We start from the raw sequence: 15,558 nt of genomic DNA on the forward strand, positions 1-15,558 counted from the left end.
ACCTGAAGGAGGCATACATGCGTATCGAGACTTACGGCCATGAAATCGAAGTCACTCCCGCCCTGCGCGAATACGTCGAAACCAAGCTGAGGCGGTTGGAACGCCACTTCGAGCAACCCTGCGAAGTCCGTACGCAACTGGGCACCCGTAAACCCGATTACCTGGCCGAAGCCACGGTCAACGTTGCCGGCCGCCGGCTGCACGCCGATGCCGGCGCGCCGGACATGTACGCCGCCATCGACATCCTCGCCGACAAGCTCGACCGCCTGCTGGTCAAGCACAAGGAAAAGCGCACCGACGTCCAGCGCCACGGCGCGCGCGGCGAACTGATCGGCTGATCCCGTCCCCGCCGGAGTCGCTCCGCCATGCGGAGCGGTTCCGTCTTGTCCTCCATCCATTCTCGGCGTCGCGGCCTGCGCGGTCGCATGCCCACGCTCCGGCGTTTACACTCCCCATGCCACTACCGGAGCAGTCGGTATCGACGCATGTCGCGCTGCCTGCGCGCCGCCGGAACGGCGTTCCCTTCCCGCCGGCTGCCTCCGCATGATGAATACCAGCATCACCGCCCGTGAACTGTTCGACCAGCAGAAAGACAAGCTGGCGCTGCGCTGGCTCGCGGGGCAGAAGGGCGAAAAGCGCGTGCTCGAATCCGGCGACACCGTCTCGCGGCGTCCCTCCCTGGCGGGTTATCTCAATGCCGTCTATCCCAACAAGGTCCAGATCCTCGGCACCGAGGAGCTGACCTGGCTCGATTCGCTCGACTCCCGTCAGCGCTGGGAAACGATCGAGAAGATCGTGCAGGCCAAGCCGCTGGCGCTGGTCATCAGCAAGAGCCAGTCCTGTCCCGAAGACCTGCGCGAAGCCGCCAACGAGAACGACACGCCGCTGTGGGGCTCGCCCAAGCGCGGACACGAACTGCTCAACCACCTCTCTTACCACCTCGCGCGCACGCTGGCGCCGCGGGTGACGCTGCATGGCGTCTTCATGGAGATCTACTCGATCGGCGTACTCATCACGGGCGAGGCGGGGTCGGGCAAGAGCGAACTGGCGCTGGAACTGTTGAGCCGCGGCCACCGCCTGGTCGCCGACGACGCACCCGAGTTCACCCAGATCGCGCCGGACGTGCTCGACGGCACCTGCCCCGAACTGCTGCAGGACCTGCTGGAAGTACGCGGCCTGGGCGTGCTCAACGTGCGCGAGATGTTCGGCGACACCGCGGTGAAGAAGAACAAGTACCTGCGCCTGATCGTGCACCTGACACGCCCGATGACCGAGCCCAACCCGCACGGTTACGAGCGGCTGACCGGCGACTCCGGCACCCGCCACGTGCTGGACCTCGACGTGCCGCTGATCACCCTGCCCGTGATGCCGGGCCGCAACCTGGCCGTGCTGACCGAAGCCGCCACGCGCCTGCACATCCTGCGCACCAAGGGCATCGACCCGGCCGCGATGTTCATCGCCCGGCACAGCAACCTGCTCGAGCGCAGCACGCCATGACGCAGTTCGAACCGGCCTCCGACCTGCACGACGACACCGGCGCCGCGACGCCGGTGGCGCCGACGGTGGTGATCGTCAGCGGGCTGTCCGGCTCGGGCAAGTCGGTCGCGCTGAAGACCTTCGAGGACCTCGACTACTACTGCGTCGACAACCTGCCGGTCGATCTGCTGCCGTCGTTCGTGCGCAGCCTGGTGCGCGAGGACGAACTGCCGCCCAAGATCGCCGTGGGCATCGACGTTCGCAGCCGGCATAGCGACCTGTCGAAGCTGGCGCAGTGGCGCGCGGCCCTGGCGCAGCTTGGGCTGGAAGGCCGGCTGGTCTTCTTCGACGCCGACGACGACGTACTGCTGCGTCGCTACTCCGACACCCGCCGCCGCCATCCCCTCGGCCACGGCGGCCTGTCGCTGCAGGAAGCGATCCGCCAGGAACGCGCCATCATCCAGCCGCTGCGCGACGAAGCCGACGTGGTCATCGATACCGGCCAGCTCAACGTTCACCAGTTGCGTCGCCGGATCATCGCCGAGTTCGCCTTCAACAAGGGCACGCAGCTCTCGCTGCTGTTCGAATCTTTCGCCTACAAGCGCGGCGTGCCGGCGGACGCGGACTTCGTCTTCGATGCGCGCGTACTGCCGAACCCGCACTGGAATCCGGAACTGCGCCCCTATGCCGGTCGCGACCCGAAGGTGCGGGCATTCCTGGACGCGCAGCCGGAAGTGGCCGAATACGTCGGCCAGGTCAGCGGCTTCCTCGACACGTGGCTGCCCCGGCTGCGGGGCGAGACGCGCAGTTACGTGACCATCGCGTTCGGCTGCACGGGGGGCAAGCATCGCTCGGTCTATCTGGCGGAAACCCTGGCCCGGCACGCCCGCGAGCAGGGCTGGGAAGAAGTCGCGACCTTCCACCGCGAACTGGATTGACCCCGGATTCCGTAGCGCCGAGCTTGCTCGGCTGGCTGACGCTGTCCTGAGCCCCGGACAGAACGGCAGCGGAGCAAGCTCCGCTCTACGTTGCCGATCCGCGGATAGCTGGGACCCTTACCGTTCCATCCGCGCCGCTTCCAGCCTGTCATGCCCGTCTGTTAACGTTCCTGCATGGCCTGTGGCATTCTCCTTGTGACTCATCCTGGCGTGGGCGTGTCGATCCTGACGGTCGCCACTGCGCTGCTGCGGCAACTGCCCCTGAAGGCAGAGGCCTTCGAGGTGCCGTTCGACGCGGACCTGGAGGCCCTGCTCCCGCAGGCGTCGGCCGCACTGCGGCGCGTCGACGGCGGCGAGGGTGTGCTGGTGCTGACCGACCTGTACGGGGCCAGCCCCAGCAACCTGGCGGGCAAGCTCGCCCGTCTGGGCACCCCGGTGCGCCGCGTGTCGGCGCTCAGCCTGCCGATGCTGCTGCGGGTGATGAACTATTCGGAACAGGGATTGGACGAACTGCCGGTCACGGCCGCGGCCGGCGCACGCAATGGAGTCATTCACGACGATGCTTGAACAAGAACTCACCATTTCCAACCGCCTCGGCCTGCATGCGCGCGCGACCGCCAAGCTGGTGCAGACGCTGTCCGGCTTCCGCTGCAACGCGACGCTGGCGGCCAAGGGCCGGGAGGTGAACGCGAAGAGCATCATGGGCGTCATGCTGCTCGCCGCCGGCCAGGGCACGCCGGTCACCGTGCGCATCGAGGGCGAGGACGAGGCCGTCGCGATGCGGGAAGTCGTCTCGCTGTTCGAGCGACGATTCGACGAGGAAGGCTGACCCGATGAGGGCGCTGCTGCCGGGCCATGGGGCATCGCGCGGCAGCGCGCTGGGACGTGCGCGGGTCCGCTTGCCGCATGTCCTGGATGTCGCCGAGCAGCAGATCCGTGCGGACCAGGTCGACGACGAGGTGGCCCGCCTTCATGAGGCCGTCGACGCCACCCGCCGCGAAATGCACAGCCTGCGCACACGCCTGCATGGCGCGCTGGCGAAGGAGGTCGGCGAGTTCCTCGACCTGCATGCACTGCTGCTGGACGACCCGGAACTGCTGCATGGCCTGGACGAACTGATCCGCACCGGACGCTATTCGGCCGACTATGCGCTCCGCCTGCAGCGCGACCGGCTCGCCGCCGTGTTCGACGGCATGGACGACGCCTATCTCAAGAGCCGCATGGACGACCTCGACCATGTGATCGGCCGCATCCATGCGCACCTGCACCAGCGCGCGGCCGATGCCCCCGGCGTGGCCGGCGAGATCCTGGTCAGCGACAACGTGGCGCCGTCGGAACTGGCGGAGCTGCAGCAGCAGGGCGTCGTCGCCGTCATCACGGCCGCCGGCAGCACGCTGTCGCACAGCGCCATCCTCGCGCGCAGCCTGCACCTGCCGCTGGTGGTGGGCAACGCGCAGGCCCTGCAGAAGATCAACGACGGCGACGTACTGCTGGTGGACGGCGGCACCGGCGAAGTCGTGGTCAATCCCGACCCGGGCGACCTGCGCCGTTACCGCGAGCGCCTGCGCGATGCCGCGCGCGAGGCCCGCGAACTGGGACGCCTGCGGTCCAAGCCCAGCCGCACGCGCGACGGCGCCACCATCGCACTGTGGGCCAACGCCGAGTCGATGCAGGACGTGGCGAGCGCCCACGCCCTGGGCGCGTCGGGCGTCGGCCTGTATCGCACCGAGTTCCTGTTCCTGCAGCGCCGCGAACTGCCCAGCGAGGACGAACAGTTCCAGGTCTACCGCGACCTCGTGCTGGGCATGAGCGGTCGCCCGGTGACCATCCGCACCCTCGACTTGGGTGCAGACAAGGCCGATCGGACCGGACTGGTCGTCGGCGATGAAGAGAATCCCGCCCTCGGCCTGCGCGGCGTGCGCCTGTCGCTCGCCCATGGCGGCGTCTTCGACACGCAACTGCGCGCCATCCTGCGCGCGTCGGCCTACGGACCCGTGCGCATCCTCGTGCCGATGGTGAGCAGCCGCGAGGAGATCCTCGACGTCCGCCGCCGCCTGCGCCGCGTGTCCCTTCAGCTGCGCAAGCAGGGGCATGAGATGGCCGGGCAGGTCGAACTCGGCGCGATGATCGAAGTGCCCGCCGCCGCGATCGCCTTCCATTGTTTCGTAGACGTGGTCGACTTCGTCTCGATCGGTACCAACGACCTGGTGCAGTACCTGCTGGCGGCCGATCGCAACAACGAGGCCTTGGGCGAACTCTATTCCCCCCTGCACCCCGGCGTGCTGCGCCTGCTCCGGCACGTCATCGGCATCGGTGCCGAACACAAGGTCCCGGTGGCCATGTGCGGCGAGATTGCCGGCGACGCCGCCCTCGCGCCGATGCTGCTCGCGCTGGGACTGCGGGAGTTCAGCCTGCATCCGGCGACGTTGCTGGAACTGCGCAAGACGATCCGCGACAGCGACCTGACGGATTTGCAGGCACGCGCGCCCAAGCTGCTGCAGGCGCGGGACCGTGCCGGGATCGAGCGCTGGCTCAAGGCTGCCACCGCAACCTGATCCTTGCATTGTGGGAGCGACGTCAGTCGCGATCGACCACCGCAGGTGCCTCATCGCGACTGACGTCGCTCCCAACCCCACGCTTCGTTTCGGCCCCTCCTGCAGGGTGTCCATAAATCGCAGGCCGGGCGATAATGGCGGAATGAACGCTTGATGCCCCGGTCGCATCCGCCTGACGGATCGGCCCCATTCCGGAGTACCGAATGGTCGAGACCATCCGCCACGACAAGACCGCACGCCAGTTGCGCCTGCTCTCCGACGCGCTCGACAGCGGTCGGCTGGGTCCCGTGCGCCGGTTGGTCAACACCTTGTCGCCCGCGGAGATTGGCAACCTGCTGGAATCGCTGCCGCCGGGCAAGCGCGAAGTCGTCTGGGGCCTGGTCGATCCGGAAGACGACGGCGAGGTGCTGGTGCACGTCGGCGACGAGGTGCGCGAAAGCCTGCTGGCGGACATGGACACCGACGAGATCGTCGCCGCGGTCGAGGACCTCGACATCGACGACCTCGCGGACCTGGTCGAGGACCTGCCCGACACCGTCATCGACGAAGTCCTCAAGTCGATGGACCGCGAGAACCGCGAGCGCCTGGAGCAGGTGCTGTCGTACGCGGAGGACACCGCCGGCCGCCTGATGAACCCGGACGTGGTCACCGTGCGCGCCGACGTCAACGTCGACGTGGTGCTGCGCTACCTGCGCCTACGCGGCGAACTGCCCGACCACACCGACCACCTGTACGTGGTCAGCCGTCGCCACCAGTACCTCGGCCGCGTGCCGTTGGCCGCGCTGGTCACCCACGAGGACACAACGCCCATCAACCGGCTGATCGACGACGAGCAGCCGGCCATCGACGTGGGCGAGAGCGCGCAGGAAGTGGCGCGCCAGTTCTCCGACCATGACTGGGTGTCGGCGCCGGTCGTGGACGACAACAACATCCTGCTCGGCCGCATCACCATCGATGACGTGGTCGACATCATCCGCGAGCAGGCCGAGCACCAGGCGCTGGGCGCCGCCGGCCTGGACGAGGACGAGGACCTGTTCTCGCCGGTCACGCGTGCCGTGCGTGGTCGCGTGGTATGGCTGGGCATCAATCTGTTCACCGCGTTCATGGCGGCGACGGTCATCAAGGAGTTCGATGCCACGCTGGAGAAGATCGTCGCGCTTGCCGTGTTGATGCCCATCGTCGCCGGCATCGGCGGCAACGCGGCGGTGCAGGTGCTGACGCTGATGGTGCGAGGCCTGGCGCTGGGCCAGGTGGGCGCGAGCAACGCGCGGATCCTGTGGTGGAAGGAACTGCGCGTGGCGCTGATCAACGGCGTGCTGATCGGTGGCATCGTCGGTGTGATCGCCTTCCTGTGGTTCCGCAGCCCGATGCTGTCGCTGGTGATCGCGATGGCGCTGGTGCTGAACTTCTGCGCCGCCGCCACCGCCGGCGTACTGCTGCCGCTATTGCTCAAGCGGATGAACATCGACCCCGCCGTCGCCGGCACCGTCGTCGTCACCGCCGTGACCGACGTCATGGGCTTCTTCTGTTTCCTCGGCCTGGCGACGCTGATCCTGCTGCACTGAGGCCTGCGCATGGAGCGACTCGGCAAGGTCAGCGAATGGAACGACGACCGCGGCTTCGGTTTCCTCGCCCCGCTCGATGGCGAGCCCGCGCTCGTGTTCTTCCACGTCCGCGACTACCGGCTCGACGGTCGTCGTCCCGAAGTCGGTGAGCTGGTGAAATTCACCGCGCAGCGCCAGCCCGACGGCAAGTGGCGCGCACGGGCGGTACGGCGGACGGTGCCCGTCGCGCGCCATGCCAAGCCCGCCGCACGCGCCGCCGCTGCGCCCCGCCCCGCTTCCCCCCTCGCCGGTGCGACGGCGGTGGTGCTGTACGCGCTCTTCATCGGTTGGGCGATCCGCGGCAACCGGCTTCCGGTCGAAGCGATATTCGTGGCGCTCGCCGTGTCGGCCATCACCTTCGTCGTCTACGCGCTCGACAAGCATGCCGCGCAGACTGGCCGGTGGCGCACGCCGGAGTCCACGCTGCACCTGCTCGAACTCGCCGGCGGCTGGCCCGGCGCATGGATCGCGCAGCAGTGGCTGCGGCACAAGTCGCGCAAGCTCGGGTATCGCGTCGTCTTCTGGACGATGGTGGCGCTGCACGTGTTTGCGCTGGTCGCGTGGTGCTGGACGCGGGCGTGATCCCGATCCGACGGTCTGCCCTGGCGTGGCATCGCTGACCCGGCCATCCGGGCGGAGTTTCCACGGGACACTTTCCTACCGACTGATGCGGGTTGCCCCGATGCCCATGCGCGGGCGACGCGCACGATGCTGGCGCATCATCCGTTCCGGTCATCGCCGCCATGCGCCTGCTCCTGACCCTCCTGCTTTGCGTACTGGCCTGGCCGGTCCTGTCGGCATCCCCTGAGCCGATGCTGGCGACGGCCTACCGCGATGGCGTGCCGGTCGATGCCTTCCTCGTCAGCGAGAAACTCGACGGCGTGCGGGCGCGCTGGGACGGACGCGCACTCTGGACGCGGGGCGGCGCGCGCATCGCGGCCCCAGCGGCGTTCACCCGGGGCTGGCCCGGCGAGCCCATGGACGGGGAACTGTGGATCGCACGTGGCCGCTTCGACGACATCAGCGCCCTCGTCCGCCGCGCGGCCACCAACCCGCAGGCGTGGCGCGATGTCCGTTTCATGGTATTCGACCTGCCCTCACAGCCGGGACCGTTCGCGGAACGCGTCGTGCGGATGCGCCGCCTGGTGTCGACGGCGCGCAGTGCGCACCTGGCAATGATCCCGCAGCACCCCATTGCCACCCGCGCCGCACTGGACGCGGAACTGGCCCGCGTTGTCGCGGCCGGCGGGGAAGGACTGATGCTGCATCGACGCGACGCGCGCTATCGTGCTGGACGCAGCGACGACCTGCTCAAGTACAAACCCCACGAGGACGCCGAGGCGCAGGTGGTCGCGCACCTGCCCGGCAAGGGAAAGTACGAGGGCATGATGGGCGCGCTGCAGGTGCGCACGCGGGACGGGCGCCTGTTCCGCCTCGGGACCGGATTCACTGATGCCCAGCGCGCCAGCCCGCCCCCGCTGGGTGCGTGGCTGACCTATCGGTACACGGGCGTGACATCGACCGGGTTGCCGCGCTTCGCCCGCTTCCTTCGGCTGCGGGACGACATGCCGCCGGCGGATCCGACGCGCTGACGAAGCGACGCGATCCGACGCCCATTCCCGCGGGTTATGCTGCGACCGTTACCCTTCGATCACGACCGTCATGCGCCTTTTCGCCACCGCCTGTATGGGCTTGCTGCTGATCCTTATGACCGCCTGTACCACCACGTCCCCGATGAACCAGACGGGCGAGTTCGTCTCGCGCGAGGTCGCGCTTGCGGGCAAGACCTACCGCTACCAGGTCTTCGTGCCGGCCGCGCGCTTCCGCAAGGCCAAGCCGCCGGTGGTGCTGTTCCTCAATGGCTCGGGCGAGCGCGGCAGCGATGGCGTGAAGCAGACCATGGCGGGATTGGGACCGTACGTGCGGCAGCATGCCGATACCTTCCCGGCGCTGGTGGTGTTCCCGCAGGCACCCGACGACACCGAGTGGACCCAATCCGCCGGCCCCATCGCATTCGCGACCCTCGATGCCGCCATGCGGGAATTCAACGGGGACCCCGACCGCGTCTCCCTGACCGGCATGTCGATGGGCGGCTACGGCACGTGGGAACTGGCGCTGCAGCAGCCGACGCGTTTCGCCGCGCTGGTGCCCGTGTGCGGCGGCATCACCGTCGACTGGGGACGTGACCGTTCCAGCATGAACGTCCACAGCGTGGCGGGCGAGGCGGATCCCTTCGCCGCCGCCGCGCAGCGCCTGAAGGACGTGCCCGTGTGGATTTTCCATGGCGGCAAGGACGACGTCGTACCGCCGTCGCAATCGCGCCGCATGGAGGCGGCACTGGACAAGGCCGGCGCGCGCGATGCGCGATACACCGAGTTCCCCGATGCCAACCACAACAGCTGGGACGCGACGTACGCCCATGCCCCTTTGTGGGACTGGCTGTTCGCCCAGCGGCGCGGGCGCTGAGCCGTGGCCGAACTCGTCCCCGACTACTTCAGTGCCGGCTGGCGCGGACGTTCCCTGGCCTGCCCCTGCGACTGGGCGGGCGACAGTCGCGCCATGGCGATGGAGTTGCACGATGCCGTCACCGACTATGCCTGCCCGCAGTGCGGCAACCTGCTGCTGATCGTCTCGCACCCCAGTCTCGAGCAGGTCCGCGCCGCCGCCGCGGAGGGCAATGAAGAAGCCAGGACCCACCTCGGCATCATTGAAGAAGCCCACGCCCGGCTGTCCCCGGCCAGCAACTGACGCCCGCGCCGGCGTCACGCTTTCGGCCACCTCCCGTCCGACACGTCCTGCCTGCCCTCAACCTGCGCGCACCGCGGCCGATAACCCGGCATCCCCTGGTGGTCATCGGGCATCTGCCCCTGGCCGTGCGAGCGACTTGAATGGCTGACGTGGCCGACGAAAATTCGGGTATCGCGGGCGGTTTCCGCCGGCTCTGGTCGCGTCGCCGCGAGGCGGGCGCACCCGCCTCGCGCGAGTTGGCCACGACGACAACGGCCAGACCGCGGAACGCCATCAGCAGCGCGCAGCTGCAGGCGCTGTTCGCCCACGCGGAAGAACCCGGCGCCCTGCTGTCCGCGTTCGCCGACGGTGTCGCCGGCCTGCCGGGTGAACTGCACGGCATGGGCGAACGGCTGCAATCCGCCCAGGCCGACAAGGACTGGCCGCGTTATGGCCGCGCGCTGCGCCAACTCATCGACAAGTACATCCGCACGATCCAGGACGAGCCGCTCGCCGGCGAGGCCGAACAGCTGCGCGACCTGCTGTACCAGCTACTGGTCGGCGGCGTGGAGCAGTTGCTGCGCGACGACGGCGCCCTCTTGCCGCAGGCGCATGCGCTGGCGGACCGCGTGCGTCAGTGGCAGGCCAACCAGCCGCTGGGCGAACTCGGCGCGGACCTCCGCGACCTCTGCCAGCAGGTGAGCCAGCGGTCGCACGAGGTGGACGACGCGCAGGAGCTGATGCGCAGCCTGTTCGACCTGCTGCTGGAGAACGTCGGCGAGCTGATCGAAGACGGCAGCTGGCTGCAGGACCAGATCGGTGCGGTACGCCAGTTGCTCGCGGGCCCGCTCGACCGAACCGCGCTGGAGCAGACGCGCGCCGGGCTGCGCGAGGTGATCTACAAGCAAGGCCTGCTCAAGCAGGGACTGGCCGAATCGAAGGCGTCGATGAAGGAGATGATGGTCACCTTCGTCGAACGCCTGGACGGCATGGCCAGCAGCACCGGCGAGTACCATGACCGCATCAGCTTCCACGCGCAGGCCGTGCGCGAGAGCCGCAGCATCGCCGAACTGGGCAAGCGGATGGAGGACATCCTGGAGGACACCGCGCAGGTGCAGGCGCAGGCCCTGCGCGCGCGCGACAGCCTGATGGAAGCGCGACGCGAAGTGGAAGACGCCGAGCGGCGCGTGATGGACCTCGAGCAGGAACTGCAGTCCGTGTCCGAACTGGTGCGCGTCGACCAGCTCACCGATGCGCTGAACCGGCGCGGCTTCGACGAGCTGTTCAAGCGCGAGTCCGTGCGTGCCCTGCGCAGCGGCCAGACGCTGACGCTGGCGATGCTGGACCTGGACGACTTCCGCCACATCAACGCCGCGCACGGACACCTGGGTGGCGATGCGGCGCTGTGCCATGTCGTGACGCTAGCGCGTGCCACACTGCGCGCCACGGATGCCGTCGCCCGCTTCGGCGGCGAGGAATTCGTGCTGCTGCTGCCGGAGACCAGCTTCCTCGAAGCGATGGGAACGCTGGAGCGCCTGCGCGACCGGCTCGCGCACAAGCCGCTGGTGTACGAAGGCCGCGGCATCCTGGCGACCTTCAGCGCGGGCGTCGCGCGCTGGGTGCCGGGGGAATCGCAGGACGATCTGCTGGCACGCGCGGACCGCGCCATGTACCAGGCCAAGCAGGCCGGCAAGAACCGGGTGGTCGCGGCGCCGGAGTGAGTGCGGCGCGCGAAGGCCGGCTGGCAAGCATGGATCGACGCCTTGCGCCCCCGCCATCGTCATTCCGGCGAACGCAGGGATGGCGGCAGCGTCCCGGTTACACGTGCAGAAATGCGCGGCCGTATCGCGAATCGCAACGGCAGACCGCTGGAACTCACCCCAGCAGCGTCTCCAGCACCGCCATGCGGATGGCGACACCGTTGCTCACCTGCCGCAGGACCAGCGACTGCGGCCCATCGGCGACCTCGTCGGTGATCTCGACGCCACGGTTGATCGGGCCGGGATGCAGCACCACCGCATCCCTGGCGGCCAGCGCCAGCCGCGTCGCGGTCAGGCCGTAATCGCGGTGGTAGTCCTCCAGCGACGACACCAGCCCCTCTTCCATGCGTTCGCGCTGCAGGCGCAGCATCATCACCACGTCGACGCCCTCGAGCATCTCGCCGAAATCCTGCCCCACGTCGCACCCCGACAGCGTGCCGTCGTCCGGCAACAGGGACGCCGGGCCGCACACGCGGATCCGGCCCGCGCCCAGCGTACGCAGCGCATGCAGGTCCGAGCGCGCCACGCGCGAATGCTTCACGTCGCCCACCATCAGCACGTTCAGGCGGGAAAAATCCGCACCCTTCGCCTGGCGGATCGTCAGCATGTCCAGCAATCCCTGGGTGGGATGGGCGCTGCGGCCATCGCCCGCATTGATGAGCGCGGTGCCCTCGCCGGCTTCGGCCGCCAAGGCCTCGACCGCACCGTCCTCGGCATGGCGCACGACGAACCCGCGCACGCCCATGGCTTCCAGGTTGCGCAGCGTGTCGCGCGCCGTCTCGCCCTTCCGGGTCGACGAGGTCGAGGCGTCCACGTTCAGCACGTCCGCGCCCAGCCGCTGCGCGGCGATATGGAACGAACTGCGGGTGCGAGTGGACGGCTCGAAGAACAGCGTGCAGAGGGTGGTGCCGTCGAGCGCCTGCCGCCGCGGCGTGCGGCCCAGCGCCGCGTCGCGGATCTGGCCCGCGCGGTCCATCAGGCGGCACAGGGTGTCGCGCGGCAAGCCGTCGAGGGTCAGCAGGTGGCGCAGGCGTCCATCGGAATCGAGTTGTGGGGTCATGGTGTGGAGTGGGCGAAGAGTCAGGTCAGTTGGGTCGCGTCATGGGGCGCGGCCAGCCAGCGCTCGATGATGACCGCAGCGGCGACGGCGTCGAGCGCGGCGGCATCGCGGCGGCGCTTGCGGCCTTCGGCACGATCCAGGGCAAAGCGTTCAGCGGCCTCGACGGAGCTGGTGCGTTCGTCCACCAGCACCACCGGCAGCTGGTAGCGTGCGCGCAGTTCGCGCGCGAAGGCATGGGCACGCTTGCGGATGGGCTGGTCGCCCCCGTCCAGGGTCATCGGATCGCCGACCACCAGGCCATCGGGCTTCCATTCTGCGTGCAGCTTGTCGATCGCCGGCCAGTCGGGACCATGGCCATGCACGTCGATTACCGCCAGCGCTCGGGCGCCGGTGCCGAACGCGCTGCCCACGGCCACGCCGATGCGGCGCGCGCCCACGTCGAATCCCAGTACGGTGCCATCCAGCTTCATGCCTGCTGCCTCCGTTTGATCACGCGTGAACCATCCTGCGCGGTGCGTCGTGGACACGACTCTGCGGGCGCAGGCGCCATGTCATGCGTGCCCGCTGTAGTCCGTCATGCACGTCATGTCCACGCCGATCCGTTGTCCTGCCGTTTGCCAGCGCTGCTCCAGCGGCACGCCGAACAGCAGCTCCGCATCGGCGGGCACCGTCAGCCAGCTGTTTTCGCCCAGCTCGTATTCCAGTTGGCCGGCGCCCCAGCCTGCGCACCCCAGGGCCATCACGGCGTTCGCCGGACCTTCGCCGATCGCCATCGCCTCGAGGATGTCGCGCGACGTGGTCAGGTAGAGGCCGGTCGCGACCTCCAGCGTCGATTCCCAGGCGTGCGCGCTGTCGTGCAGCACGAAACCCCGCTCCGGGTGCACGGGCCCGCCCGCCAGCACGATCTGGTCGTCCAGCCGCGAATCGTGGGATGCCAGGTTCATCTGCCGCAAGACGTCACCGAGGGTGTATTCGGAAGCACGATTCACGACCACGCCCATTGCGCCGTCGTCGTCGTGCTGGCAGATCAGCGTCACGCTGCGGGCGAAATTCGGGTCCGCGAGCGCCGGCAGGGCGATCAGCAACTGGTTGGCCAGGGGCGTGGCGGCGTCTTGCATGACGCCATTCTAGCCCGGCCCCGCGCACGACGCGCCGGCGAGGGCGGCCCTTGTCCGCGAGACGCCCTAGAATCCCGACTTCACTTCAGGACCCACCCCCATGTCTGGCTACTGCGACATCGCGCCCGGCCATCCCCTGCACGGCCCCTACCACGACCACGAATACGGCTTCCCGCAGCGCGAGGAATCGGTGCTGTTCGAGCGCCTGCTGCTGGAGATCAACCAGGCCGGCCTGAGCTGGGAGACCATGCTGAAGAAGCGCGAGGGGTTTCGCGCGGCGTACAGCGGCTTCGAGGTCGAGAAGGTCGCCCGCTACGGCGAGAAGGATCGCGCCCGGCTGCTGGCCGATCCCGGCATCATCCGCAACCGGCTGAAGGTTGAGGCCGCCATCCACAACGCCCAGGTGATCCTGGACTTGCGCGCCATGCACGGCGGTTTCGCCGCATGGCTCGATGCGCACCATCCGCTGTCGAAGGCCGAGTGGATCAAGCTGTTCAAGAAGACGTTCCGCTTCACCGGCGGCGAGATCACCAACGAGTTCCTGATGAGCCTGGGCTACCTGCCCGGCGCGCACCGGGAGGATTGCCCGGCATTCCGGCGTGCGGCAAAGCGCCGCCCACCGTGGATGGCCGCGGCGGGGCATTGATCCGGCGCAACCGCCGCGTGACCCGATGGCTTTATCCTGCGGCGCAACGTCCCAACGATGTCGTCGTGACTCAATGCTTCCATCGATAGACGAAGAACGCATCCGCCACGCCGGGCTGCGCGGGCGCGTGATCAGCGCCGAGCACGCCGCCCGCCTCATCCAGCCCGGTGAAACCGTTGCGATGAGCGGTTTCACGGGCTCGGGCTATCCCAAGGCCGTGCCGCTGGCGCTGGCGGCGCGCATCGAACGCGCGCATGCCGCAGGCGTGCCGTTCCAGATCAAGCTGATGACCGGCGCCTCCACCGCGCCGGAACTGGACGGCGCACTCGCGAAGGCCGATGCCATCGCGCTGCGCATGCCGTTCCAGAGCGACCCGGACGCGCGCAAGCGGATCAACGACGGCACCCTGGACTACATCGACATCCACCTCAGCCACGTCGCCCAGCATGTGTGGTTCGGCTTCTACGGCCCCATCGATACGGCCGTGGTGGAAGTCTCGGCGATCCGCGAAGACGGCACGCTGGTGCCCTCGACCTCGGTCGGCAACAACAAGACCTGGCTGGACCTGGCGAAGAAGGTGATCGTCGAGGTCAACGACTGGCAGCCGGCCGGCCTGGAGGGCATGCACGACATCTACTACGGCACCGCGCTGCCGCCGCACCGCAGGCCGATCCCGCTGGAACACGTGCAGGACCGCATCGGCGATACCGCGCTGCATTGCGATCCCGACAAGATCGTCGCCGTGGTGCGCACGCACGGTCCCGACCGCAACAGCCCGTTCAGTCCGATCGACGCCACCAGCGAGCGCATCGCCGCGCACCTGATCGCGTTCCTCAAGCACGAAGTCGCGCAGGGCCGGTTGCCGGCGGACCTGCTGCCGCTGCAGTCGGGCGTGGGCAACATTCCCAACGCCGTGCTCGCGGGGCTGGCGAAGAGCGGCTTCCGCGGCCTCACGGCGTTCACCGAGGTCATCCAGGACGGCATGCTCGACCTGCTGCGCGATGGCGTGCTCGATGTCGCCTCGTGCACCGGCTTCGCGCTGAGCCCGGAGGCGAACGAGGTGTTCAAGCGCGATATCGCCTTCTACCGCGAGCGCATCATCCTGCGCACGCAGGAGATGTCGAACCACCCGGAACTGGTCCGCCGGCTCGGCTGCATCGGCATGAACGGCATGATCGAGGCCGACCTCTATGGCAACGTCAATTCCACCCACGTGATGGGCAGCCGCATCCAGAACGGCATCGGCGGCTCGGGCGACTTCGCCCGCAACGGTTTCATGTCGGTGTTCCTCAGCCCCAGCACTGCGAAAGGCGGCAGCATCTCCGCGCTGGTGCCGATGGTCAGCCACGTGGACCACACCGAACACGACGTCTCGGTGATCGTCACCGAACAGGGCCTGGCCGACCTGCGCGGCCTCACCCCCAAGCAGCGCGCCCGCACGCTGATCGCGAACTGCGCCCATCCCGACTATCGCGATGCACTGCAGGACTACTTCGACCGCGCCCTGCACCGCAGCTACGGCAAGCACACCCCGCACCTGCTACCCGAGGCGCTGTCATGGCACCAGCGGTGGTTGGAGACGGGGAGCATGAAGGAATAGGCGCCTTCACGCGTTCGCCACTCGGCAAGGTCGGGGTGAACGAAATCGTCCCAACGTACGTCATCCGCGGCGGC

At 68.6% G+C, this 15,558-nt stretch carries 17 protein-coding genes; 14 read left to right on the top strand and 3 right to left on the bottom strand.

The annotated features are described in order from the left end of the window. Nucleotides 1-17 precede the first annotated feature (17 nt). From raiA to CYU89_RS01305, 12 genes are all read left to right on the top strand, one after another. A complete protein-coding gene (raiA, locus tag CYU89_RS01250; RefSeq protein ID WP_296278404.1) occupies nucleotides 18-338 on the top strand; it encodes a ribosome-associated translation inhibitor RaiA in 321 nt (106 codons plus the stop codon). Nucleotides 339-546: 208 nt separating this feature from the next. After that, the gene (hprK, locus tag CYU89_RS01255; protein WP_296278563.1) at nucleotides 547-1,497 is read left to right on the top strand and encodes an HPr(Ser) kinase/phosphatase; all 951 of its coding nucleotides are present in this window, start codon (nucleotides 547-549) and stop codon (nucleotides 1,495-1,497) included. After that, nucleotides 1,494-2,414: an RNase adapter RapZ gene (rapZ, locus tag CYU89_RS01260; protein WP_296278405.1), complete on the top strand. Its 921-nt coding sequence runs from the start codon at nucleotides 1,494-1,496 to the stop codon at nucleotides 2,412-2,414. Before hprK ends, rapZ begins: the two co-directional genes overlap by 4 nt. Nucleotides 2,415-2,588: 174 nt before the next feature. Further along, a complete protein-coding gene (locus CYU89_RS01265; RefSeq protein ID WP_296278406.1) occupies nucleotides 2,589-2,981 on the top strand; it encodes a PTS fructose IIA subunit family protein in 393 nt (130 codons plus the stop codon). Then, nucleotides 2,974-3,243: an HPr family phosphocarrier protein gene (locus CYU89_RS01270; RefSeq protein ID WP_296278407.1), complete on the top strand. Its 270-nt coding sequence runs from the start codon at nucleotides 2,974-2,976 to the stop codon at nucleotides 3,241-3,243. The genes CYU89_RS01265 and CYU89_RS01270 overlap by 8 nt, the downstream gene beginning before the upstream one ends. 4 nt (nucleotides 3,244-3,247) lie before the next feature. Beyond that, nucleotides 3,248-4,969, top strand: coding sequence for a phosphoenolpyruvate--protein phosphotransferase (ptsP, locus tag CYU89_RS01275; RefSeq protein WP_296278408.1), 1,722 nt, complete (start codon nucleotides 3,248-3,250; stop codon nucleotides 4,967-4,969). 203 nt (nucleotides 4,970-5,172) lie between these two features. Further along, nucleotides 5,173-6,534 carry a magnesium transporter gene (gene mgtE, locus CYU89_RS01280; RefSeq protein WP_296278409.1) on the top strand — a complete coding sequence of 454 codons (1,362 nt, stop codon included), beginning with the start codon at nucleotides 5,173-5,175 and terminating at the stop codon, nucleotides 6,532-6,534. Nucleotides 6,535-6,543: 9 nt separating this feature from the next. Beyond that, on the top strand, nucleotides 6,544-7,155 hold the full coding sequence (locus CYU89_RS01285; RefSeq protein ID WP_296278410.1) for a DUF1294 domain-containing protein: 612 nt from the start codon (nucleotides 6,544-6,546) through the stop codon (nucleotides 7,153-7,155). A gap of 161 nt (nucleotides 7,156-7,316) precedes the next feature. Continuing rightward, nucleotides 7,317-8,165: a DNA ligase gene (locus CYU89_RS01290; protein WP_296278411.1), complete on the top strand. Its 849-nt coding sequence runs from the start codon at nucleotides 7,317-7,319 to the stop codon at nucleotides 8,163-8,165. A gap of 70 nt (nucleotides 8,166-8,235) precedes the next feature. Next, nucleotides 8,236-9,039, top strand: coding sequence for a prolyl oligopeptidase family serine peptidase (locus CYU89_RS01295; RefSeq protein WP_296278412.1), 804 nt, complete (start codon nucleotides 8,236-8,238; stop codon nucleotides 9,037-9,039). Nucleotides 9,040-9,042: 3 nt separating this feature from the next. After that, entirely contained in the window at nucleotides 9,043-9,321 is a 279-nt protein-coding gene (locus CYU89_RS01300; protein WP_296278413.1) for a hypothetical protein, read from the top strand. A 149-nt stretch (nucleotides 9,322-9,470) separates the two neighbouring features. Then, nucleotides 9,471-11,021: a GGDEF domain-containing protein gene (locus CYU89_RS01305; RefSeq protein WP_296278414.1), complete on the top strand. Its 1,551-nt coding sequence runs from the start codon at nucleotides 9,471-9,473 to the stop codon at nucleotides 11,019-11,021. 154 nt (nucleotides 11,022-11,175) lie between these two features. Here the strand turns inward: CYU89_RS01305 and CYU89_RS01310 are convergent, their stop codons facing one another. The 3 genes from CYU89_RS01310 to CYU89_RS01320 all read right to left on the bottom strand — a co-directional run bounded on the left by CYU89_RS01310 (nucleotide 11,176) and on the right by CYU89_RS01320 (nucleotide 13,238). Next, nucleotides 11,176-12,120 (bottom strand): aspartate carbamoyltransferase catalytic subunit, encoded by a 945-nt coding sequence (locus CYU89_RS01310; protein ID WP_296278415.1) that lies wholly within the window; start codon nucleotides 12,118-12,120, stop codon nucleotides 11,176-11,178. A 20-nt stretch (nucleotides 12,121-12,140) separates the two neighbouring features. After that, complete coding sequence (gene ruvX, locus CYU89_RS01315; RefSeq protein ID WP_296278416.1) at nucleotides 12,141-12,590, bottom strand: Holliday junction resolvase RuvX; 450 nt, start codon at nucleotides 12,588-12,590, stop codon at nucleotides 12,141-12,143. A gap of 81 nt (nucleotides 12,591-12,671) precedes the next feature. Beyond that, nucleotides 12,672-13,238, bottom strand: a complete 567-nt coding sequence (locus CYU89_RS01320; RefSeq protein WP_296278417.1) for a YqgE/AlgH family protein — start codon at nucleotides 13,236-13,238, stop codon at nucleotides 12,672-12,674. A gap of 100 nt (nucleotides 13,239-13,338) precedes the next feature. On the opposite strand from CYU89_RS01320, the gene CYU89_RS01325 reads away from it, so the two are divergent. Both CYU89_RS01325 and CYU89_RS01330 read left to right on the top strand, forming a co-directional pair. Then, nucleotides 13,339-13,884, top strand: a complete 546-nt coding sequence (locus CYU89_RS01325; protein ID WP_296278418.1) for a DNA-3-methyladenine glycosylase I — start codon at nucleotides 13,339-13,341, stop codon at nucleotides 13,882-13,884. A gap of 85 nt (nucleotides 13,885-13,969) precedes the next feature. Beyond that, the gene (locus CYU89_RS01330) at nucleotides 13,970-15,484 is read left to right on the top strand and encodes an acetyl-CoA hydrolase/transferase family protein (protein ID WP_296278564.1); all 1,515 of its coding nucleotides are present in this window, start codon (nucleotides 13,970-13,972) and stop codon (nucleotides 15,482-15,484) included. Nucleotides 15,485-15,558 lie beyond the last annotated feature (74 nt).

The organism is Pseudoxanthomonas sp., assembly GCF_002863005.1.
Taxonomy (GTDB): Bacteria; Pseudomonadota; Gammaproteobacteria; order Xanthomonadales; family Xanthomonadaceae; genus Pseudoxanthomonas_A.